This window comes from Luteibacter sp. SVR4-7G, from assembly GCF_056755555.1.
Window position 1 is genome coordinate 43,417 of the sequence record NZ_JBPGXO010000002.1, and the last position, 21,797, is coordinate 65,213.

Annotated in this window: 21 protein-coding genes and 1 tRNA gene; 19 read left to right on the top strand and 3 right to left on the bottom strand. The window is 64.4% G+C overall.

What is annotated here, in order from left to right; all coding sequences use genetic code 11:
* The first annotated feature begins 5 nt into the window (after positions 1-5).
* Positions 6-434, top strand: coding sequence for a hypothetical protein (locus ACR9ZH_RS00980; RefSeq protein WP_481288889.1), 429 nt, complete (start codon positions 6-8; stop codon positions 432-434).
* Between the two features lie 30 nt (positions 435-464).
* Positions 465-1,112 carry an outer membrane lipoprotein periplasmic chaperone LolA gene (lolA, locus tag ACR9ZH_RS00985; RefSeq protein WP_481288890.1) on the top strand — a complete coding sequence of 216 codons (648 nt, stop codon included), beginning with the start codon at positions 465-467 and terminating at the stop codon, positions 1,110-1,112.
* Between the two features lie 139 nt (positions 1,113-1,251).
* Here lolA and ACR9ZH_RS00990 read toward each other — a convergent pair whose 3' ends face one another.
* Positions 1,252-4,245, bottom strand: coding sequence for a sensor histidine kinase (locus ACR9ZH_RS00990; protein WP_481288891.1), 2,994 nt, complete (start codon positions 4,243-4,245; stop codon positions 1,252-1,254).
* Positions 4,246-4,331: 86 nt separating this feature from the next.
* Here ACR9ZH_RS00990 and ACR9ZH_RS00995 point away from each other — a divergent pair, with 86 nt between their 5' ends.
* From ACR9ZH_RS00995 to ACR9ZH_RS01075, 17 genes are all read left to right on the top strand, one after another.
* The gene (locus tag ACR9ZH_RS00995; RefSeq protein WP_481288892.1) at positions 4,332-7,010 is read left to right on the top strand and encodes a DUF2339 domain-containing protein; all 2,679 of its coding nucleotides are present in this window, start codon (positions 4,332-4,334) and stop codon (positions 7,008-7,010) included.
* The gene (locus tag ACR9ZH_RS01000) at positions 7,000-8,343 is read left to right on the top strand and encodes a DUF3999 family protein (RefSeq protein ID WP_481288893.1); all 1,344 of its coding nucleotides are present in this window, start codon (positions 7,000-7,002) and stop codon (positions 8,341-8,343) included. The genes ACR9ZH_RS00995 and ACR9ZH_RS01000 overlap by 11 nt, the downstream gene beginning before the upstream one ends.
* A 20-nt stretch (positions 8,344-8,363) precedes the next feature.
* Complete coding sequence (locus ACR9ZH_RS01005) at positions 8,364-9,695, top strand: replication-associated recombination protein A (protein WP_481288894.1); 1,332 nt, start codon at positions 8,364-8,366, stop codon at positions 9,693-9,695.
* Positions 9,696-9,841: 146 nt separating this feature from the next.
* Positions 9,842-10,363: a hypothetical protein gene (locus tag ACR9ZH_RS01010; protein WP_481288895.1), complete on the top strand. Its 522-nt coding sequence runs from the start codon at positions 9,842-9,844 to the stop codon at positions 10,361-10,363.
* Positions 10,364-10,535: 172 nt separating this feature from the next.
* Complete coding sequence (locus ACR9ZH_RS01015; RefSeq protein WP_481288896.1) at positions 10,536-11,186, top strand: response regulator; 651 nt, start codon at positions 10,536-10,538, stop codon at positions 11,184-11,186.
* A gap of 117 nt (positions 11,187-11,303) precedes the next feature.
* Complete coding sequence (locus ACR9ZH_RS01020) at positions 11,304-11,873, top strand: glycoside hydrolase family 108 protein (RefSeq protein ID WP_481288897.1); 570 nt, start codon at positions 11,304-11,306, stop codon at positions 11,871-11,873.
* Between the two features lie 3 nt (positions 11,874-11,876).
* Entirely contained in the window at positions 11,877-12,395 is a 519-nt protein-coding gene (locus ACR9ZH_RS01025) for a DUF2589 domain-containing protein (protein ID WP_481288898.1), read from the top strand.
* 66 nt (positions 12,396-12,461) lie between these two features.
* Positions 12,462-13,133: a DUF2589 domain-containing protein gene (locus tag ACR9ZH_RS01030; protein ID WP_481288899.1), complete on the top strand. Its 672-nt coding sequence runs from the start codon at positions 12,462-12,464 to the stop codon at positions 13,131-13,133.
* 67 nt (positions 13,134-13,200) lie between these two features.
* On the top strand, positions 13,201-13,461 hold the full coding sequence (locus ACR9ZH_RS01035) for a hypothetical protein (protein WP_481288900.1): 261 nt from the start codon (positions 13,201-13,203) through the stop codon (positions 13,459-13,461).
* A gap of 6 nt (positions 13,462-13,467) precedes the next feature.
* A complete protein-coding gene (locus tag ACR9ZH_RS01040; protein WP_481288901.1) occupies positions 13,468-13,908 on the top strand; it encodes a hypothetical protein in 441 nt (146 codons plus the stop codon).
* 202 nt (positions 13,909-14,110) lie between these two features.
* On the top strand, positions 14,111-14,503 hold the full coding sequence (locus tag ACR9ZH_RS01045; RefSeq protein ID WP_481288902.1) for a hypothetical protein: 393 nt from the start codon (positions 14,111-14,113) through the stop codon (positions 14,501-14,503).
* A gap of 12 nt (positions 14,504-14,515) precedes the next feature.
* A complete protein-coding gene (locus ACR9ZH_RS01050; RefSeq protein ID WP_481288903.1) occupies positions 14,516-14,845 on the top strand; it encodes a hypothetical protein in 330 nt (109 codons plus the stop codon).
* Positions 14,842-15,156 (top strand): hypothetical protein, encoded by a 315-nt coding sequence (locus ACR9ZH_RS01055; RefSeq protein ID WP_481288904.1) that lies wholly within the window; start codon positions 14,842-14,844, stop codon positions 15,154-15,156. Before ACR9ZH_RS01050 ends, ACR9ZH_RS01055 begins: the two co-directional genes overlap by 4 nt.
* Positions 15,157-15,241: 85 nt before the next feature.
* Positions 15,242-15,838: a hypothetical protein gene (locus ACR9ZH_RS01060; RefSeq protein WP_481288905.1), complete on the top strand. Its 597-nt coding sequence runs from the start codon at positions 15,242-15,244 to the stop codon at positions 15,836-15,838.
* Between the two features lie 171 nt (positions 15,839-16,009).
* Positions 16,010-17,290 (top strand): serine--tRNA ligase, encoded by a 1,281-nt coding sequence (serS, locus tag ACR9ZH_RS01065; protein WP_481288906.1) that lies wholly within the window; start codon positions 16,010-16,012, stop codon positions 17,288-17,290.
* A 128-nt stretch (positions 17,291-17,418) separates the two neighbouring features.
* Positions 17,419-17,508, top strand: a tRNA-Ser gene (locus tag ACR9ZH_RS01070).
* Positions 17,509-17,528: 20 nt separating this feature from the next.
* On the top strand, positions 17,529-18,332 hold the full coding sequence (locus ACR9ZH_RS01075) for a toll/interleukin-1 receptor domain-containing protein (protein WP_481288907.1): 804 nt from the start codon (positions 17,529-17,531) through the stop codon (positions 18,330-18,332).
* 529 nt (positions 18,333-18,861) lie between these two features.
* Here the strand turns inward: ACR9ZH_RS01075 and ACR9ZH_RS01080 are convergent.
* Together ACR9ZH_RS01080 and ACR9ZH_RS01085 are read right to left on the bottom strand one after the other, a co-directional pair.
* The gene (locus ACR9ZH_RS01080; protein WP_481288908.1) at positions 18,862-19,461 is read right to left on the bottom strand and encodes a hypothetical protein; all 600 of its coding nucleotides are present in this window, start codon (positions 19,459-19,461) and stop codon (positions 18,862-18,864) included.
* 677 nt (positions 19,462-20,138) lie between these two features.
* On the bottom strand, positions 20,139-21,488 hold the full coding sequence (locus tag ACR9ZH_RS01085; RefSeq protein WP_481288909.1) for an AAA family ATPase: 1,350 nt from the start codon (positions 21,486-21,488) through the stop codon (positions 20,139-20,141).
* Positions 21,489-21,797 lie beyond the last annotated feature (309 nt).

Here is a 21,797-nt window from a genome sequence, read left to right on the forward strand (position 1 = left end):
TCCGCATGAATGCCATGAAGCCGGGCGCGCTCCGCCAGCGTCCCTGGGGCCTGCTCGTCACCGGCGACCTCGTGCCTACCGCCGAGGTGCTGGACGAGGTCGAAAGCATCTTCGAGCTCAACCCCGCGATCCCCGGGCTCGAACTGCGCGCCGATGACGGCCGCGCCTGTTTCGTCACCCGCGACTACCCCAACGGCCATACCGCCGGGGTGGACGACGCCCTGGAAGTGATCTTCGCCGAACAGCCCGAGATCGCCGAGATCGCGGTGCTGGGGCAGGAAGCCCGCCCGGTGCACACGGCCACGCGCGACGCGCCGTACTGGCACCGCGACGGCAAGACCATCGCCGACATCAGCGAGAAGATGGAGGCCGGCGAGATCACGCCGTCCGAGGCCATCGACATGCTTAAGTCGCTGTTCGAAACCGATCGCTGACAATCGCGCCGAATCCAACGGAATCCGCCCATGAAACGCTTCCTGCTAGCCGCCACGCTGTTCCTGCTCAGCCTGCCGGCCTTCGCCGCCGGTCCGGCCCGCGAGCGCCTCGATGCGTTCGCCAAGCGCATGCACTCGCTCACCGGGCGCTTCAGCCAGACCATGTCCAACGCGAACGGCGATCCGGGCAAGACCAGTTCGGGCACGATGGCCCTGCAGGCGCCGCGCCAGTTCCGCTGGGAAACCACCTCGCCGTACAAGCAGACCATCGTGGCCGACGGCAGCCGCGTGTGGCTCTATGACCCGGACCTGGAACAGGTCACGGTACGCAAGCAGAGCACCGAGGAAGCGCAGAGCCCGCTCACGGTGCTTACCGATCTCTCGCAACTGGACAAGGGCTTCAAGGTAACGGAGCAGGGTGAGCACGACGGCCTGCAATGGCTGCGTCTCCAGTCCACGGGCAAGGATCCGCAGTTCGAATACGCCGACCTCGGCTTCGACGGCAGCGGTCTCGCCCGCATGGCCTTCCGCGACCAGCTCGGCAACACCACCCAGATCAGCTTCGCCGGGTGGAAGCGCAACGCCGACCTGCCGCCGGAAACCTTCACCTTCGTGCCGCCGCAGGGCACCGACGTGATCGGCGACGCGCCGGTCCTGCAGACGCAGCCGGTGAAATAACTGCACACCTGTGGGAGCCGGCTTCTGTGGGAGCCGGCTTCGCCGGCGATCCCGCGGCAGCGGGCAAGCTTGCCGCCAGTACCCATCGCCGCCGGGGCGGCTTCTCACGAAGACAGTTGCTCTTACACGTTGCGCGACATCAGCTGGATTTCCGGATGTAGGCGACACGTCCGGGTATCTTCACCCAGACGATCACGCCTCGCGGCGTCGATTCCACATCGAGCCGGCCGCCCATCCGTGCCGCGCGCTCGCGCATGCCCACGATGCCGAAGTGGCTATCGTCTTTCGACTTGCCCACTTCGGCCTTGAAGCCGTCGCCGTCATCACGCACGCATAATCTCAGCGACCGGCGCGCGTACTCGATCATGATGTAGATCGAGCGCGCGTGGCTGTGCTGCGTGGCATTGATCACCGCCTCGCGCACGATGCTATGGAGTTCGTCGACCACTACCGGATTCACCTCGTGGCGCCGGCGCCCCGCAAGCACGGACACATAGACCGGCTTGTCGAGATCGTCCACGAGCGCGGCGACGCGCTGCTCGAGCGAGCCTTCCTCCGAGGCGTGGCCGCGCAGGCCCTTCACCCGGTCGCGTCCCTCGACCAGCAGGGCTTCGGCACGGTCGATGGTGCGCTCCAGTGCGGCACGCGAGCGGTCGTCCCTTGCGAGCCCATCGGCGAATGCCTGGAAGCGCAGGATCAATCCCTGGACGCCTTGCAGCAGCGTGTCGTGCAGTTCGCGCGCGATGCGCTCGCGCTCGCGGTGGCGCTCGTCCAATCGCCAGCGCAAGCGCCGGGTGAGCATCCGCACGCGCCAGCGATGCGCCAGCCACACCAGCAAGACGATGAAGAACACGCAGGCCACCTGGAAGGCCGTGCGCTCGAACAGATGCGGTGCCACGGTCACGCTGACCGGATCGGAGATGCTCCAGTGATGGCCGTCGTAGGATGCTTCCGCATGGAACGTGTAGTGGCCGGGCGGGAGATCGGTATAGATCGCTTCGCGCCGCGAACCCGCGTCCTGGAACGTGGCGTCCAAGCCCTCGAGGCGATAGCGGAAGGCGAGCCCACGCGACCGGCCTGGAGCCAGCGCCGTGTACGCGACGCGCAGATTGCGGTCGCCGTTGAGCTCCACGGCGGCGCCCGTGTTGAAGATGGCATCAGCCGAGGTCACCGAGCGGATCACCACCGGCGGCGGAGAGGGCAGCGGTGGTTGCCGCAGGGGATCCAGCCACGCCAGTCCCTGCGATCCGGCGAACCAGAGGCGTCCATCGCTGGCCGCGAGCACCGTCGGCAGCGGGCGCACGAGCTGCGCGGGGCCGGGCAGGCCATCGTCCATGCCGAGCAAGCGGGTGTCGGCCGGTTCCGTCGGCCGTTCGAGTGCCGCCTTCCAGGCCTCGGCGCTGAAGCGGATCACGCCGGCCACGCCGTACGCCCAGACACAACCATCCTTGCTCCGAACGATGCCAGTGATCGCATTGAAACGGTCGGCCGGTTGCGCAGCCAGCTGGCGGAAGCGTTCGCCGTCGAAGAACGACAGGCCGTGCTCGGCGCCCACGACGAGGCGCTCGCCGATGGTGGAAATGGACGCGACAGGGCCAAGGTTCAGGCCGTCGGCGCGTCCGAAGCGGCGCAAAACGTTGCCGTCGAGCATCGCGATGGAACCGTCAAGATAGCCGAACCAGGCGCGGCCACCGGGATCGACATGAATCACGGCCGGCGCCAGGGCGGGGAAGGCGGCGACGGTCGAAGCGGGCAGCCATCCCTGGGATGTCTGCATGTACGCGCCACGCAGCCGTAACGAAATCCACAGCCGTCCCGCGCCGTCGCGCGCGATCGCCTGGACGACCGTCCGACGGCCCGTCGCGTCGTCAGGCAGCGGCACCGGCCCGGGCTTGCCGTCGCGCAGGTGCCAGAGCTTCCCGCTGCCGCCGAGCCATACGGAACCGTCGGTATCGCGGTACGCCGAATTCACCGCACCTTCGAAGCCGGGCAGGGGCACCGGGGCGGGCGTGAGCCGCCACAGCCGGTCCGGGTACGCGGTGCGCGCCGCCGTTCCGGTCCAGGTCTGGCCGCTGCCGTCTTCCACCAGCGCGAAGTACACCTCAAGCTTCGGAAAGCGTACCCGCGAGAGCCAGCTGTCGCGGAACACGTCCAGGCCCGCCTTCGTGCTTACCCACAGGGAGCCTTCGCGATCTTCCATGAGGGTCATGGTGGCCTGCGACGTCATGCCGAGGTCGTCGGCGTACGTCTGCATGCGAGGCTCTTCCACGTCGCCGGTGGTCGTCGCATCCACGTATTGGCCGGCCATGCGGCAGAGGTTCACCTCGCAGGCGACCGTCCACAGGTTGCCGTCGCGATCGAAGGTGGTCGTGGTGCTGTTGGCGCGCCGCCGTGGACCATGCGGGAAAGGCTTGCCCCATTCCCCGGGCAGCGGATGGATGCCTGCCGGGGTACGCAACCACACGCTGCCGTCCGGGTTGTTCATGAGGTGGCCGGGATACGTGTCCGGCACGCCGGAATCCTCAAAGCGCCTGGCGCCCTTGCGCAAGACGTAAAGCGCGTCCTTCGTCGACAACCAGAGGTTCCCGCGGGCATCCTCGAGGAACTGTTCCACCGCTCCCGTGACGCCCCAGGCCGCGGACACTTCGCTCCAGCGCGTGCCCTCGAAACGGTACAGGCCGGTCTCGGTCGCCGCCCAGAGGTGGCCGTCGCCGTCGGTGCCGAATTCGTCCACGGCGACGTTATCCGGCAGGCCTTCGGCGGCGCCATACAAGGTGACCTCGCCGTGCCGCAGCCGCGCGACCCCGCCGTATGAGCGGCTCACCCATAGATCGCCGCCTGGAGCGGCGTAGATGGTCCAGGTGGACTCGCTGCCGTTGCTCGAAGGCGGCAGCAGCGAGACTTTCTCGAAGGCGAACCCGTCGTACCGATACAGGCCCGTTCGCGTGCTGACCCAGAGCCAGCCGTCCTCGGTCTGTGCCATGGAGGCCGCGCCCACGGGCACCCCGTCCTCTCCGCGCAAGGCGGCGTGGTGGAGCTGCGCGAGCGTGCGTTCCGGGTCCGTTGCGCTCGCGGGGGCGCTCCAGCAAACCAGCGTGAGCGCGAAGAGCATGAGGCGACAGACGAAAGACATGGCTACATGATCCCCTGTTCCTCCAACAAGGTCACGGTTCATGCCAGACTGAACCGAACAGTGGACGTGCGTCGGGGAGCAAGGGCATGTATCTGGTCTGGGCAATCGTCGGAGCGGTGATCGGCGCCTTCGTGGGGGAAGGCGTCGCGGGTGGGGTCGCCGGTTTCGCCATCGGTTTTCTCTGGGGTCGCACGTCGCAACTGCGCCGCGATCTCGACGAGGCGCGCCGCCTCATCGGTCAGTTGGGCCCCGCTGCGGTGCCGGCCGCACAGACGTCGCCACCGCCGATCCCCGTTCCTCCCGCCACACGGCCCGCAGCGCATCCAGTGGAGACCCTTGCGAGGCCCCCTGTCGGAGCCGATTCCGTCGGCGCTACGACCTCGCGACCACCTCCCGCCGAACCGACCGGCCCAACCCTTGCCGACCGCCTCACCGCTGCCATCAAACGCTGGTTCACCGAAGGCAATGTGCCGGTCAAGGTCGGCATGCTCGTGCTCTTCGCCGGTGTCGCCGCCTTCCTCAAGTACGCCGCCGACACGGGCCTGCTTCGCGTACCGGTGTCGGTACGCCTCAGCCTGGTAGCCCTGGCAGCCATCGCCGGCGCAGCTTTCGGCTGGTGGCAACGCGACCGGCGCCGCGCCTTTGCGCTGTCCCTGCAGGGTGGCGCCATCGGCGTGCTGGTGATGACGGTGTTCGCCGCGTACCGCCTCTACGGCCTGCTGCCGGCGGGCTGGACCTTCGCCCTGCTGATCGTCTTCGTCGGCGCGCTCGGAATCCTGGCGGTGTTGCAGGACTCACTGGCGCTTGCCGTGCTCGGCCTCGTCGCCGGCTTCGCCGCGCCTTTGATCGCCTCGACGGGCGAGGGCAACCACGTCGTCCTGTTCTCGTATTACGCGCTGCTCAACCTCGGCATCCTGGGCATCGCCTGGAAACGTGCGTGGCGCGTGCTCAACGTGCTCGGTTTCGTCGCCACGTTCGGCGTGGGTACGGCATGGGGAGTGCTGCGCTACAGCCCAGCGCTGTTCGCCAGCACCGAGCCCTTCCTCATCCTGCATTTCCTGCTCTATCTCGCCGTGCCGTGGCTGCACGTGCTGCGTTCGCCAAAGCGCGGCCGCGCCATCCTCGACGGCTGCCTGATGTTCGGCAATCCGATCGCGAGCCTGCTGCTGCAGGGGGCCTTGCTCGACTGGCGCCCGTTGCCGCTCGCGGTGTCGGCGCTCGTGGCCGCCGCGATCTACGTGGCCATCGCCTTCGCCATCCGGCGCCGCGACGACATGTCGCTGCTGCGCGAGACCTGGGCCGTGCTCGCCGTGGCCTTCGCCACCATCGCGGTACCACTGGCCCTCAGCGCGAGCGTCACCGCGAGCGTGTTCGCCCTCGAAGGCGCGGGGCTGATCTGGCTGGGCTTCCGCCAGGGCCGCCGGCTGCCGCGCTGGGCCGGCGTCTTCCTGCAGGTGGCGGCCGGCGCCGCGTGGGTGATCGCTTCGCTGTTCCACCAGCACGCCGTCGACCCGCCGCTGATCAACGCGTCGCTCATCGGCAGCCTGCTGCTGGTGATCGGCACGGGCACGGGCGTCGCGCAGTTCGACCGGCATGGCACGTCGCGCGGCGTGTCGAGCCTCGCGCGCATCGGGCTCCTCGTGTGGGCGGTGCTCTGGTGGCTGATCGGCTTCGCGAACGAGATCGACGCCTTCGTCACCGAACCTGCGTTCGAAGCTGCGTGCTGGCTCGCGCTGCTGTCGGTGACGGGCTTGCTCCTCGCGCTGGCTTGTCCTCTGGCGCGCAAACTCGATCTTGGGGTGACCCTGGCCTTCGCGCTGCCGCTGTTCCTGTTTGCCGGCATGGTGGTCGTGCTTTCGGCGGCGAACGCGGGAGTCCAATGGCTAAGCGGCTGGCCGCTGGCAAGCGTGATCGTGATGGCCGTCGCAGGCTGGTTCGCCTTGCGCGGCGTCGTCGCGCATCGTGTCGCCGCGGTGGCGGCGGCGACGATATGGTGGGTGCGCTGGCTGGCGGTTTTCACCGTCGCCATCGCCATCGCGCTGGATGGGGCGACGCGCCTCGGCGAGGGCTGGCAGCTTTTCGCCCGGGCCATGCCGACGCTGCTGCTCGCGGCGCTGCTGCTCTGGGGCGCGCGCTGGCTGGCGTCGCCGCTGTCGGTGCATCTACGTGACATCCGTCATGCCGTCGGTGCCTGCGTGGCCATCGCGATGCTCGCCGTGGGTGCCGTGGCGCTCGGCGCGGCTGGCTCGCCGGCGCCGCTGCCTTTCGTACCCGTGCTCAATCCTGTCGACCTGCTGCTGGTCGCCGTACTGCTGTTCGTGGCGCGCGCCTTCTTCGATGAGGCGATGCCGCGCGAGCTTCGCGCGACGCGCCCCGCTGTGCTCGCCGCGCTGTTCTTCGTGGTGGCGACCAGCATGACGCTGCGCGCGGTGCATCATCTCGGCGGCGTGCCGTGGGATGGCGCGATGGCTGGCTCGAGCCTCGCCGAGCTATCGCTCACCGTGGTGTGGAGCGTGATCGGCATGGTGGCCTGGGTGCTCGGTTCGAAGCGCGGGCAGCGTCTGCTCTGGCTGGCCGGTGCCGCGACGATGGCACTCGTGCTGCTGAAGCTGTTGCTGGTGGATCGCGCGCACCTCGGCAACCTGTTCGGGATCGCTTCGTTCATCGCCTATGGCCTGCTGTGCACGGTCATCGGCTATCTCGCACCCGCGCCGCCACGACAACAGGTCGTGGCCGAACCTCCGGAGTCGTCGCATGCGTCGTGACTGGCGTCCTTGCCTGGCGAGCCTCGGCCTGCTCGCGATGTCGGTCCATGCAGAGCTGCCACCGTCCTTCGCGGTGGCTTATCCGCTCGACCTTCAACCGGGCGCCAAAGCATATGCCGTGACCCTGCCCGAGGATGCTTACGCGTGGGCCAGCCGTGACGCAGGCTTGGCCGATGTGATCGTCGTCGACGCGAAGGACCGTCAGGTTGCCGCCGGCTTGTACGCGGCGGCAGCCCCCACCTCGCATCCGGCGACCCTGGATGCGACGCTGCTCGCCGTACCGCAAAGCGCCGGCGGCACCGCAGGTGCGCGCATCCAGCGAAGCGCCCATGGCGACATCCTCATCGAGCCGGGCGCCGCGGCGACCGCCGGCGCACCGGAAGACTGGCTCTTCGACGCACGCCAGGCGGTAGCGCCGGAACGCCTGGAGTTCGCGCCGTTCGACCGTGACGTCGAGCTGCGGATCGATGTCGACGCCAGCAACGATCTCCAGGACTGGACGCGGCTCGTTCGCGGCGCCACGGTCGTCGCGCTAGGGAAGGGCGACGGCGCGGTCGACGCGCGCGTCATCAAGCTCAGTGGCGGTCCCGCGCGCTACTACCGCATACATGTCGCGCGCGGCGAAGCGCCCTGGGCACCCGGTGCCGCGGCGAAGGTGACGCTTTCCGGCACGGTCGAAGACGTGGCGGCGAAGGACGAAACCCCGCAACGCTGGCTGGAGCTTGCCTCGACGGATGCCGGGCAGCGCGGGCAGGGTGTCGACTACGACTACCGTCTGCCGGCGGCATTACCGGTGACCGCGCTGCGCGTGAAGCTGGGCAAGGGCGATACCGTCGCACGCTTCGATGCCATCGCCGTGGAAGGCACGATGAGCGGCGAACAGCTCGGTACGCTGGTGGTGACGCCGCCGCAGGACAATGGCAGCGCTCATCCGCTAGACCTGGCACCCGTGCGGCGCGAGATCCTGCGGCTGCACTCCGCGACGCCGCTGCGCGAAGCGCCGCGCCTGCTGGTCGGCTGGCAACCGGACCGCATCGTCTTCCTTCGGGAAGGCGACGCGCCTTACCGCCTGCTGGTCGGCAGTCATTCGGGGCGCCGTGCCGCATGGCCCATCGACGAAGCCATCGCGGCCCTGCGCAAGGCGAACGGGCCTGCCTGGCGGCCCGAACCCGCCACGCCAGGCAACGTGCAGGAGCTGGCGGGACGGAAGGCCCTGGACGCCGCCGAAGCGCCCTTCGACTGGACCCGTCCGCTGCTATGGGTGGTGCTCCTGTTTGGCGCTGCCATCGTCGCCGCCATGGCCGCCAGCCTCCTGCGCAAACCGAAGACATAGAGAAGAGCGATAATGGCGGCATGTCTTTCCAGTCTCCTGGCCTGTTCCCCGAACCCGATGCCCTGAAGCCGCTGGCCGAGCGCATGCGTCCGCGCGCGCTCGACGAAATCGTGGGGCAGCAGCGCGTGGTGGGCGAGGGCAAGCCGTTGCGCCGCGCGCTGGAAGCGGGCCGCGTGCACTCGATGATCCTCTGGGGTCCGCCCGGCTGCGGCAAGACCACGCTGGCCTTGCTGGTGGCGCGCTACGCCGATGCCGACTTCCGGGCCATTTCCGCCGTGATGAGCGGCCTGCCCGACGTGCGCAAGGCGCTCGCGGAGGCCGAGGGCAACTTCGCGCAGGGCCGGCGCACCGTGCTCTTCGTGGACGAGGTGCACCGTTTCAACAAGGCGCAGCAGGATGCCTTCCTGCCGCACATCGAACGCGGCGTGATCATCTTCGTGGGCGCCACTACGGAGAACCCCTCGTTCGAACTCAATTCCGCGCTGCTCTCGCGCTGCCGTGTGCACGTGCTCGACGCCGTCGGTCCCGAGGACATCGTTGCCGCCCTGCATCGTGCCCTCGCGGACAAGGAACGCGGCCTCGGCGACCTGGGCCTTTCGGTCGACGAAGCCTCGCTGAAGCTCATCGCCAGCGCTGCCGACGGCGACGTCCGCCGCGCGCTTACCCTGCTGGAAATCGCCGCCGAGCTCGCCGAAGGTGGGCGCATCGACGACGCCACGCTCGAGCAGGTGCTGGCCGACCGCACGCGCCGCTTCGACAAGAGCGGCGAGCAGTTCTACGACCAGATCTCGGCGCTGCACAAATCCGTGCGTTCGTCCGATCCCGATGCCGCGGTGTACTGGCTTACCCGCATGCTGGACGGCGGCTGCGATCCGCTCTACCTCGCCCGGCGCATGACTCGCATGGCAGTGGAAGACGTGGGCCTGGCCGAACCGCGCGCCTGGCGCATGGCCCTGGATGCCTGGGATACCTACGAGCGCCTCGGCAGTCCCGAAGGCGAACTGGGGCTTGCCCAGCTGGCGATCTGGCTGGCCATCTCGCCGAAGAGCAACGCTGCTTACATGGCCTACAACAAGGCACGCGCCACGGTGAAGCAGATGGGCAGCCTGGACGTGCCCATGCACCTGCGCAACGCGCCCACGAAGCTGATGAAGGGCCTCGGCTACGGCAGCGGCTACCAGTACGACCACGACGTGGAAGGCGGCATCGCCCTCGACCAGCAATGCCTGCCCGACGAACTCGCCGGCATGGCCTTTTACGAACCCGTGGACCGCGGGCTCGAGGTGAAGCTTCGCGAGAAGCTCACGGCGTTACGTGCCGCCCGCGCCGCCGCGCGCAACGAGAAGGGCTGACGCGCACGGCAGCCCCTGGAAGGAACATCGGAAGAACGACCGCGCGGTCGGTACGCCTTGCAGCGGAAATCAGGTTCTAGCCGATACGTCGCTTCGTCGTGCCGGCCTACCGTGACATCTCCTGAACCAACCACTGGAGAATTGTCATGGCAAAAGCCCTCATCACCTGGCCACCCGGTTCCACCGACGGCGAGCGCGAAGGAAAGAGGCTCCGCGAGTTGTACAAGACCACGTCCGAGTGGGTCCAGGGCGCCAACCTCGGCGACTTCACGTCGTCGGGATTTTCGATCCTCATCGTCGTCGGCCATCGCGAAGAGATCGAAGCACCGGCCGTCCTGAAGAGCCTGGCGGCCTGCGTGACGAAGCTCGGCATCAAACTAGTGGTCATGGCCAACTGCAACAGCGGCATGGTGCGCTCGGGCGGCAGCGCGCTCAGCGACTTCAACGAGCTCTGGGCACCCGCGCAGCGCCTGGCCAACGAAACCGGCGCCAGGGTGGCCGCCACGAAGCGCGTGCTCACCTTCGACGAGGTCGGCAAGAGCCAGGCATTCAAGAGCAGCGGAGACCATGGCATCGAACCGGCGAATCCGAGTGGCAGCGACCTCTGGGCTCGGTTCGACAAGCAGGACCCGGTGGACGAAATCACCGAAGGCCTCTCGCACGTCTAGCTCGAAAAATCAGTATTTAGCCGATACGGGTCCTCATCGTCCCAGCATACCGTCACGCGACGGACCAGGACGGTGCCGACGAAACACAGGAGGGGCAGGACGCCCTACGCGGCGGCCGCCGGGGGAGCCCGGCGGCCGGGTTTGGCAGGAGGGCTAACCGGAGGGGAACATCATGCCTGTCACCGTGCTGCTGGCCGATGAGCAGGCCCTGCTTCGCGACGGAGTGGCCGCTTTGCTGGCCGGTTCGCCACGTTACGAGGTGATAGGCAGCATTTCCGACGGCCGCGAATGCGTGCGCCGGGCGTTGCGCTGCCAGCCGGGTCTTATCGTCTTCGACTGCGCCATGCGGGGCCTGAGCGGCCTCGAGGCCATACGGCGCATCGCACCGCGTTGCCCCACGACACGACTGCTCTGCCTGTCCGCCTACGAAGACTCACGGTGGGTACGAGCGGCATTCGACGCGGGCGCACAGGGCTATGTGCTGAAACGTGACGGATTCGACGTTTTGCGCGAAGCGATAGAGAGCGTGATGCGCTCGCGCTACTTCATCAGTCCCGACATTGCCCATCTCCTGGTGGACGGCCTGCGACGCCACGACGGGCCGGCCTTTGCCCATCGGGATGCATTGAGCGCCCGCGAGCGCGAAATCACCCAACTCTTCGCCGAAGGCCTCAGCGCGCGGGAAATCGCCGAGCGCTTGCATGTCAGCGTCAAGACCGTCGGCACGCACCGCGAGCACATCATGGCCAAGCTGGGCATCAACGGCATCGCGAAGCTCACGCGCTACGCCTTGCGCGAAGGCCTCACCACGCTCGAACCGTAAGCCGCGCCATCAGGCATTGCATGTGCGGGAATCAGGTTTTCACCGATCCCGCAATGCCCACCCCAAGCAGAAAGTACATCGGCCGGCGCCACCGCGCCGAAACGGGAGAACACAGCCATGGCCAACTTCGACAGCTTCTTTCCCACGCTCCTCAAGCACGAGGGTGGGTTCGTCAACGATCCCGTCGATCCCGGTGGTGCCACGAACAAGGGCGTGACATTCGCAACCTTCAAGCTGTACGCGCCGGAGCTCCTGGGTATCGCCCATCCCACCGTGGACGACCTCAAGCAGCTGACCGACGAGCAGGCGGGCAAGATCTACAAGAAGCAGTACTGGGACAAGGTTCGCGGCGACGCCATCGACACGCAGGAAATCGCGAACTTCCTCTTCGACTTCCAGGTGAACGCCGGCGCCAACGCCACGAATACGCTGCAGCGCGTGCTGAACGCGCTGGGCGCGAAACCGCAGCTCGTCGTGGACGGCTCGGTCGGCCCGGGCACGCTGGCGGCAATCAACGGCACCGACCAGGCCGCGCTCTACAAGGCATTCAAGGAGGCGCGGCGGAAGTACTACCAGGACCTGGTACAGCGGCGGCCGGCCCTGGGCAAGTTCCTCAACGGCTGGATGAATCGCGTGAATTCCTTCCCGGATTCGATTGCGGTGCCAGCCCGGACAGGAGGCGCGTGACCCATGGCCGCGCAGACCTCGCTGAACACCCTGATCGAAGCCATCGCGGGAGCGGTGGTCGATGCGCAGGATCGCATCGAGCAGCACCAGATGTCCCACCTGAGCGACTTCTTCGACCAAGACAACCGCCCGAAGAGCGTGGTGATCCGCATGCCTTCGCTGCACCCGCAGGCCAGTGAAGGTGACGAGGACCTCTACCGTGCACCGATCCTGCCGCTGGTCTCGACCAATGTGCTGCGCATCAAGGATGTGGAAATCACCTTCGATGCCGACATCGGTCCGCTGGTGGAGGGCGACCTGCCCGCCGAGGAACCGGTCGAGCCCGGCTGGAAGGGAAAGCCGCCCCCGGCGCGTCCGCACCTGAGCGTCGATCCCGGCGCGGGCGGCAACGACCGCCGCTCCGGCAGCGTGCACGTCGTGATGCGCGTGGAAGGCAGCGAACCCACCGACGGTGCGGCGCGCCTCATGAACCACCTGGCACAGACGCAAGGGGTGTTCAAGACGTTCAAACCGGGCGGCTGAGGAGTCGACCGCTGAACCGCGACGAGCACATCGTTCGCCGCGTCAAATACCACAAGGAGTCACATCATGGCTGACGAACTCGTCAATCTTTCCAGCCAGTTCAAGGGTCTGCCCATGGGCGACCTGATCGGTTCACCGCTCCAGGCCGCCTGCGAGGCGCAGGTGAAGCTGGCCCAGGCCACCGCGGATTTCATCAAGGTCATCGGCTTCATGCCGCCGGCCGCGAACGATCCCAATGGCGTGGGTGCGACCCGTACTGCCCAATTCCGTTTCAAGCGTCCCGTCGACGATCCGGCCAAGGCCGGCGGCATCGCCGAGGAAGACGTCGAGCTCGAAGTACCGCTGCTGGCCATCGTCAAGGTGCCCAACCTCAGCGTCACCAAGGTCGACATCATCTTCGACATGGAAGTGAGGTCATCTTTCAGCCAGACCGAAAGCGAAGACAAGAAGGGTGAGTTCAGCGCGGAGATGTCCATCGGCTGGGGAATCTTCAAGGCGACGGCGAAGGTGTCGGGTTCGGTGGCGACCCACAAGGAAAACACGCGCAAGTCCGACAATTCCGCAAAGTACCACGTGGAAGTGCACGCCGAGGACAACGGCATGCCGGAAGGCCTGGCGCGAGTCATGGACATCCTGCAGACGGCTTGCGCCCCGCGCAAGATCAGCGCGCCGGTCGCCGTGAGCGACGCGCCGAACACGTCGGCGAACACCAGCAGCAACAGCGGCAACGGCGGTTGAGAGCTTCGATCCAACAGCGAATCGCGTCGTCCGCAAGGCCGCCGCGATTCCTTCCGGGAGCATGAGGATGTTCGACCTGACCGACGTGAAGTTCGTCAAGCGGGTGGTCGTGGGCAGCGATAACCCCAACCAGATGCAGACCGAGGCGCAAGTGGAAGACGCGCAGGCCTTGCTCAACCGCTGCCTCAGCGATACGCCGAAGGGTTGCATCATCGGCGTGGAAAAGAGCTTTACCGTGCTGCAACTCGGTGAGCACCAGGTGGTGTTGCAGTGGCTCTGCTACCACGTGGGCTTTCCGCGCAAGCCCGCCTGGCTGGGCGAGGGGTAGGGCGCCATGGCTGCGTGCACCTTCAACCAATTGCTGTATGCGCTGCGCGTATCCGTGGAAGCGGCAAACGAGGCGCTGCAACGACGCCGGCTCCTTCAGTACGAAGCGGGTACCGCCGGCGGGCAGGCCCTGCACGTGGAAGTGCCGCGCGATTCGGCCTTCGACGCGCCGCTGGAATCCGTCGTGATTCCGCTCAATTGGTTCCGCGATCCCCGCGTGCCGCAGGTGATCGAGCTGGCCGTGGAGTTCGACTGCCGATTGCGCTACGAGCGCGGCAGCCGTGGGACGGGCGGGATGGTGATCGACATGCGTCCGCCGCCGCTCAGATGGTTTCGCCGCAGACCCTTGCACCGCCTCCGTATTGCGTTCCGCGCGGTCGATGCGTGGCAGCCAGATGTCTCGATCGACGGGCGTGTAGTGAGACTTCCGCTCACGGGGAGCGAGTGATGGAAAGGCTTTCCAGATTGCATGTATCGGCGGAATGGGAAGCGGCGTTCATCGCTTGCCTGGGTGAACCGCCGCGGCGGCCGGGCGCTCGCCGAAAGGTATGGATCGTGTGCGTGCTGCTTTTTCTCGCCGGCACCGCCGGCGTCCTGGCGTGGTTCGTCCATTAATCGGGCCACACCGTTCACAACGTAAGGAGAACGTCATGTTGAAGCTCAATCCGAAAATCATGGGTATCGCAGTCGCCTTGTGCATGCTGCCGCTGGCCGCCTTCGCCGATCCGACGGGCGGGTGGCGGGGCTCGGTCACGAAAGGCAACGAAAGTTATCCGGTGGAGGCCGTCTTCACCTCGAGGAAGGTGGAAGTGCATTTCGGGGGAACGGCTGCGTGCGCATTGAAGGCCGACTACGTGAAGCCCGACGGCCGCGACCTGCTCTATACCTTCGGCGTTTCCACCAATGGTGGACAGCTCTGCGACCGCCTCTACGGCCAGGTGCTGGAAGTGCGATACACCGACGGCGACGACCATATGACCATCAGCTTCAACGCCGGCGGCAAGTGGTCGGGCGATCTCCAGAGGGACAACCCCAGCTCCTGACCGAGGATTCCCATGGACACCATGCTGCTCTTCACCCGCTTCTGGCTCCTGCTGGCCGCGATCGGCGGCGCCGTCCTTCCGGTGGCGCTCGGCAACGAGCCTTCGCGCAAGCGCGCCGTCGTCCAGGTGGTGTGCGGCGCCATGCTGGCGATCTTCCTCGCACCTGCGCTGGAAGAACGCTTCCTCCCCGATTCGCCGGCGCAGGTCAACGCCGGCGTGTCCTTCCTCATCGGCTGCTTCGGCCTCAAGGTGACGATGATCGTGCAGAAGCTCATCGACACGCAGGGCGAATCGCTGGCCAATCGCCTCATCGACCGCTTCACCGGAGGGAACCACCCATGAACGACGGGCTGTTCTACCTGTACGGAAATTTCCTGTGCAATACGGTGATCACGTCATGCAGCCTGTGGCTGCTGACCGACCGCCGCTTCCCCCGCATCGTGCGCGCCTGCTACGGGTTCATCGCCGCCGGTGCGATGGTGAACGTGTTCGGCATGGTCTGCGCCATCCTTGGGCTTCGGCATATGGACTATGGCCATGTGTGGCCGGGAGAACTGGTAGGCAATTTCGGCGTCGCCATGCTCCAGGGCTACTGGGTCTGGCGAAGGGCGCGCAGACGCCTTGCCGTTCCTCCTGCCGTCGGCCCCCTCTAGGGGGCCGGGGCCCCTGCCAAAAGACCGATACCAGCAGGGGATGCGCAGTCGTACGCTCGGGCCACCACCCGGGAGGAGAGGAACGATGCGTATCGCCATTGCGACACTGATCGGTGGGTTGATCATGTTTTTCTGGGGTGCGTTCGCGCACATGGTCCTTCCACTGGGCGAACTCTCCATGCGTGCGCCCACCAACGAAGACGCCGTACTGAGCGCCTTGCGCGAAGGCCTGCCGGCGGAGCAGGGCATCTACATGCTGCCGCACTTCGACATGGCCACCATGCATGGGAACGACCAGGCCATGAAGGCGTACTCGGAGAAGGCCAAGGCCAACCCCTATGCCTTCATCGTCTACGCGCCCAACGGCAAGGACCCGCTGGCCATGGGCGGCAACCTGTTCCACCAGTGGCTCTCGGATACGCTGGCAGCCCTGATGATCGTCCTCGTGATGCTCCGCATCGCCGGCCTCGGCGTCGTCCGCGGCCTGTACATCGGCCTGGCCTTCGGCGTCTTCAGCTGGCTGGCGATGAGCGTGCCGTACTGGAACTGGTACCGCTTCCCCGGCGCCTTCACCGCCGGCACCCTGGTCGAACAGGCCTTCGGCTGGCTGCTAGCCGGCGCCGCGATGGGCTGGTGGCTGGCCCGCAAAGCACACCACACCACCGTCAAACCCATGCCCTGACAAAACCCCCAGGGGTGCCGGCTCCCACGCCGGCCCCCTCACGTCGTCCCTGCGAAGGCAGGGACCCAGCGCTTTAAGCCTCCCAAAGTGCCCCGGAGAGGTGGGACCCCAGCATCCCACCCCCCGAAGTTTGCGATAATCCCGCATTCAACACCCACGGAAGCCAAGAACATGCTGGATCCCGCCCTCCTGCGCGGCCGCCTTGCCGAAACGGCAGAACGCCTCCGCGCCGCCCGGAACTTCGACCTCGACGTGACTACGATCGAGCGCCTCGAATCCGAGCGCAAGGCGCTTTCCACCGAGACGCAGGAGCTGCAGAACCTGCGCAACACCCGTTCCAAGGCCATCGGCCAGGCCAAGGCCAAGGGTGAGGACGTGGCCCCGTTGATGGCCGAAGTGGCCGGCATCGGCGACAAGCTCAAGGCGAACGAGCAGGCCCTGGCCGAGGTCCAGGCCAAGCTGGCCGACATCGCCCTCGGCATCCCGAACCTCCCCGACGAATCCGTGCCCATCGGCAAGGACGAGAACGACAATGCCGAGCTCCTCCGCTGGGGCCACCCGCGCCCGTTCGACTTCCCCGTGAAAGACCACGTGGACCTGGGCGCAAGGCACGGCTGGCTCGACGCCGAAGCCGGCTCCAAGCTCTCCGGCGCCCGCTTCACCGTGCTCCGCGGCCAGCTCTCGCACCTGCACCGCGCGCTCGCGCAGTTCATGCTCGACCTGCACACCACCCAGCACGGCTACCTCGAACACAACGTGCCGCTGATCGTGAACGCCGACGCGATGGAAGGCACCAGCCAGCTGCCGAAGTTCGAGGAAGACCTCTTCGGCACCCAGGTCGGCGACTCGAAGCGTTACCTCATCCCGACGGCAGAAGTGGCCCTGACCAACCTCGTGCGCGAGAGCATCGTCGAAGCCGACGAGCTGCCCATGCGCATGACCGCCCACTCCATGTGCTTCCGCGCCGAGGCCGGCAGCTACGGCCGCGACACCCGCGGCATGATCCGCCAGCACCAGTTCGAGAAGGTGGAGATGGTGCAGATCGCCACCGCCGAAACCAGCATGCAGCAGCTGGAGGAAATGGTGGGGCATGCCGAGGCGGTGCTCCAGGCGCTGAAGCTGCCGTACCGGAAGGTGCAGCTGTGCACGGGCGACATGGGATTCGCAGCCGCAAAGACCTACGACCTCGAGGTGTGGCTGCCCAGCCAGAACACGTATCGCGAGATCAGCAGCTGCTCCAACTGCACGGACTTCCAGGCGCGGCGAATGCAGGCTCGCTGGCGGAACCCGGCGACGGGGAAGCCGGAGCTGGTGCATACGCTCAATGGCTCGGGGCTGGCCGTGGGACGGACCCTGGTTGCCGTGATGGAGAATTTCCAGCAGGCGGATGGGTCGATCGAGGTGCCTGAGGTGCTGCGGCCGTATATGGCGGGGTTGGAAGTCATCGCCTGAGGGTTGGAGCGGGTTGGGTTACAATCGGGCGTGCCGGGGGAGGGGTCTCGGCACGCTCCAAGCTAGCGTGTTCTTCTTGTGTTCCAACGGGGCGCTGTTTAGCAGATTCTTAGCACGAAACGAAACAAGGTGGGTTGGCCGAGCGGTTGAAGGCACTAGTCTTGAAAACTAGCAAGGGGGTGACCCCTTCCAGGGTTCGAATCCCTGACCCACCGCCACTATTGCCTCACGGGAACCGATGGCTTACAGAATCTTCCTCAGTCATAACCACAATGACAAACCGCTAGTTGAAGCGGTTGCTCTGAAGCTGGCCGCCATATTCGGTCAGGATCAAGTGTTCTATGACTCTTGGTCGATTCGCCCCGGTGACGGCATCATTGACCAGATGAACAAGGGCCTTGAGGCTCCTGAGTTCGTTTTCTTCTTCGTGTCAGCCAATAGCCTTGCGAGCGGCATGGTGAAATTGGAATGGCAGAACGCGCTCTATTCTGCATCGAAGGGTAAAACGCGGATCGTACCTGTCCGAGTTGACGGCAGTGACATGCCTGCCGTTCTCAAACAAACGCTGTTCATCGACATGCATACCGTTGGTCTTGAAGCCGCGATTGCGCAGATCGTCAGCGTTACCCAAGGCAATGCCTCGTTTACCCCGCAGCATCAGGGTTTCTCGAACCTTTCGTTCGTCCAGACAATGAAGGCTGATGGTTCGATTGAAATAACCGTCCAAGCTTCGCACTTGATGGAGCCTAATCCGAGCTTTATTTTTGTCACGAAGAATGCAGAGACGGAAATCGGGTGGGAATTCAAGAACCAGCAGGCTTTCTTCGGTGGCTTCAACAAAAACATCGTGACTGATGCGAATGGCAGTAAGGCTCACGGAATTTTAATGCGTCCAATGGGCGGTGCATTAACCCCGAAGCATCCGGTCAGGGTCGTCTTCTCGAAGAAGAGTGGTACGCCCATCAACATCATCGGGGTATTCCACGAAAGCGCTGAGAACAACTGGGTTCCCGTCCCGGTTGCCCAATCTCGGTTTGCTTGAACGTGATATTTCCTGCACGTCTGAAAATCAAAATAGAAACATCAAGTTGCAAGGGAAGCGCGAGAGCCGTACAGTTTACAGCCATGTAGCGCCCGCCTCATACAGCGCTGCAAGTAAAGCGCCGGAATCGGGCGCTCCAATCAACTGATTCCGCAAGCCGGTGGAGCACGAGTAATCCGCCGAGGACACCGGACACCCCCGAACCCGTCTGGGGCAGGTGACCACACAAATCTCGACGGCAAGCACTCGCCTTGCCCGACGCTCCCATTGAATGCGGCAAAGGCACGTCTGAGGACGACTTGCCATGACCGCTTACACCCTTTCCTTCGAGCAGCTTCACGAGCTTTTCACTACGCCCCAAAGAACCGCCAACTGAGCGGGTTAGCCACTACAATTGGTTCTTTTCGTCAGTTCAGCCCGAACGCCAACTTGCCTATTTGGCGTTCAAGCGCCCGCAAGTCTCCGCAGACGCTGGGGCATGCGTATGCATGGTCAACACGCCTAGCCAATGCGCATCGACAGCCGGCTTTCATCTGGCAGTGCGCGGCAGCATGTGCCCCCTTTCGGTACATGCTTCGAGAGCTTCATGGATGCGAAGCATCTCATTGGCAATGGGCGCTATTTCGTAGGACTCGCCAAGCAGAACGAAGATTACTGGTTGGGTATAGAAACCTTTGAAGATGTGAAGCGGTACTTCTGATTCGCGTGGGAAGCAGCCAACATCTTCCGGTATGAACTTGCCAGCCTGATTGCTCTCATTGGCCAGATATTCATCTAGTCGTTCGTCGAAGTGCTCAATGGCGTTGCGTAGACTGCGTTTCGCCAATGGATTGTCGTCCTCCACACCCAGTGCCTCTCGGAGCCGCTTGGCGCGTGTAAGATGCATAGGCTTCGGTGCCCGGCCTCCTGGGAAGAAGTAGCGAGAAAGGCGAGCAGCCTGATGCAGGATGTTCTGGAGCTGCTCGAACAGAACTGGCCGGGGAAGTTCCAGCGCTCGCTCGTCGTCTTTTCTGACGAGATCTATCCAAGTGTTGACAACGCGAATAGAGGCTTTGGCCGATGCGGTATGCCATAGCATGCTCTCGATATAGAAGGCCTCATAGGGCGGCCAGATTCCATCAATATCCATTAGCCCTCCGCTTTATCTCGCTTTGGTCATGTTACCGGCGTGTAGGTCTTGGCGGTCACGTCGTTGCTCCTGTGCGGGTTGAAGTAGGCACAATGCAGGATAGGTTTCCTGTGACCAGCAACGACTTTTTGTATGCGTCAAGCAAAGCGACAAACAACTTATTTGCTGTTCTTGGCACATTTCCCAGAATAATAGATAGACCACTCCAGCAGCTTGAACGTGCATGACATTTCCTACCGTAGCGGGCAGGTAACGCGGGTCCATACTGACAGTTCGAGGCTTAGTCCGTCGATTAGGGCCACCATCCGGAAGCGACCGAGCCGTTTACATACACATACAACCGCGCTCCCGTGCCTGCATTCCGCGCCTTCCGTGTCATGTGAGCGGGAAGGGTGGCACAAGCAACGGGTTCACGGCAGACGCAACAAATCCAGTCACACGTCAGCGCAGTTGATTTCGGCCTTTTAGGCATGGATGGACGGTTGAACCGTCTCCCACTCGCCCGCCGCCAAATGTGCAAATATGCCCTTAACTCGCGATCACGGCACTCGGTTGACCTACGCTTGTCCATGGCGGCGAGGCGGCCTAGCGCTGCTTTCCCACAAAGGCATGAGTGTGGGGCCGCACCATGAAGAACGTTCACTACCCCCGCCATGTTCGGCAAACACCGCGCAACACTAACGGCCCAACCCAGCAGGAACACCACCAGCGCGCCTCGGGTCGATATATCGACGTTCGCGCGCCGTGGCATGCACTACTTGACGATCGTCGCGCGGGCTTAGATCATTTAGTTCGACGTTCTCGGCTAAGGCGCATAAGCGAACGTAACCTCGCACAATGTTCTCAGAGAACCGATACATGCCATGACGAAACCCTTTGATCAGCAATGGGCCGTGGCTAGCTCTTTTGAGAGAAGCTAGCACTTGGACGACTTTCGCTTGGGATAAGGGCTCTCGGCCGACGCGATCGCAAAGCACCGAAAATGATTGGAAGATCTGGGTGGTTGATCGCTCTAAGTCCCATGAGTCAGCCAAGGCCCAAACGACTAACTTGTACTGGTCCGCACGCGCACGCGTAGCTTTGTCGTAAGGTTTGCGAATTTCCTCTTGGGCGTCAGTAACGGCGGATGCTATGGCTTGCTGGAGATGGGGTAACTCCAATGAGGTCGCGTCTTTGTCGTCATAAACCGCATATAGTACCTTCTCGGTCAGAAGGTGAACGTAATATGGGAAGCCGTTTGCAATCGCTGCAATGCGAAAGCGAGCGGTTCGGGTGGGCTCTGTCTCCCAATCAAGTTGGAACAAACTCAACGCATCATCAATAATATCGAGTGCCGGCTGCAGATCCATTCGGTGAAGTTCAATCTGTGCAAACTGGCGGAAAGATGAAGGGTGATGCCCTAGAATCGCTTGGATATCGGAGCCCACGCCGGTGAAGATGAAAGTAATCGTTGCGCCACGGTCGCCAAGGAGCTTGACGAGTTCGGCGAAATCACGCCGGGCATCCTCTGAAACCACGCGGTCCACCTCGTCGATGACGATGACCCGCACGGTCTGTCGGCCGTCATCGTCCAGTGACGCCAGCACATCGGCGACCCAGGGAACTGAAAGCTCGTTGACGGCAGCATAGGTCTCCTCGCGCTGCCGGTTCGCCTGGATAACCTTAGAAACCCCGAAGTCTTTTTTGACTGTTTTTTTGGCCAACTGATCGGGGGCGAAGGCCTGGATGACCTGACGCATCAGGGAATCGAATGTTGTCTCGGAACTGCACCCAAGTTGCTTGAAATCTCTCGTTTTTTCGACCGAGGCTAGTCCCGCCGTCTTTGCTAACGAGGTCTTTCCGACACCACGCTCGCCAAAGATAAATACATGGCGGCCAGCGGCATAGATGGCTTGACGAACCGTAGCAACTTGATTCTGACGCCCCTTTAAATGCGACGTCTTAGCGATTGGTTTGGAGTGAGCAGTCACGGTGCCCAGCTTGTCTGCGAACTGACGCAGAGTCAGGTCATGAATTCCATTAATCATTCAATCAAATCCTGTGGTTGATGACCACCCTATTATAGGGTCATCTTAAACGTCGTCGCCGCCGACTGCGCTCGATTATGGGGTTGGCGTCTTGCCCGGCAGGTGAGTGCCCTCCGTGGGGTTATTTTCGATTGGCATGGCGGCTGTGGATGCCGCTTCGGACCAGCCGCGAGACGAGTTCTGGGTTCGGCTATCGATGTCACGCGAGCGATTTCGGCGAAATTTTTCCTACGCGAGCGACACGCACTCGGGCACACTGACCAAGCCCTCGGAATCAGTTGCAGAGAAATGATTCATCGGCTTACAGTG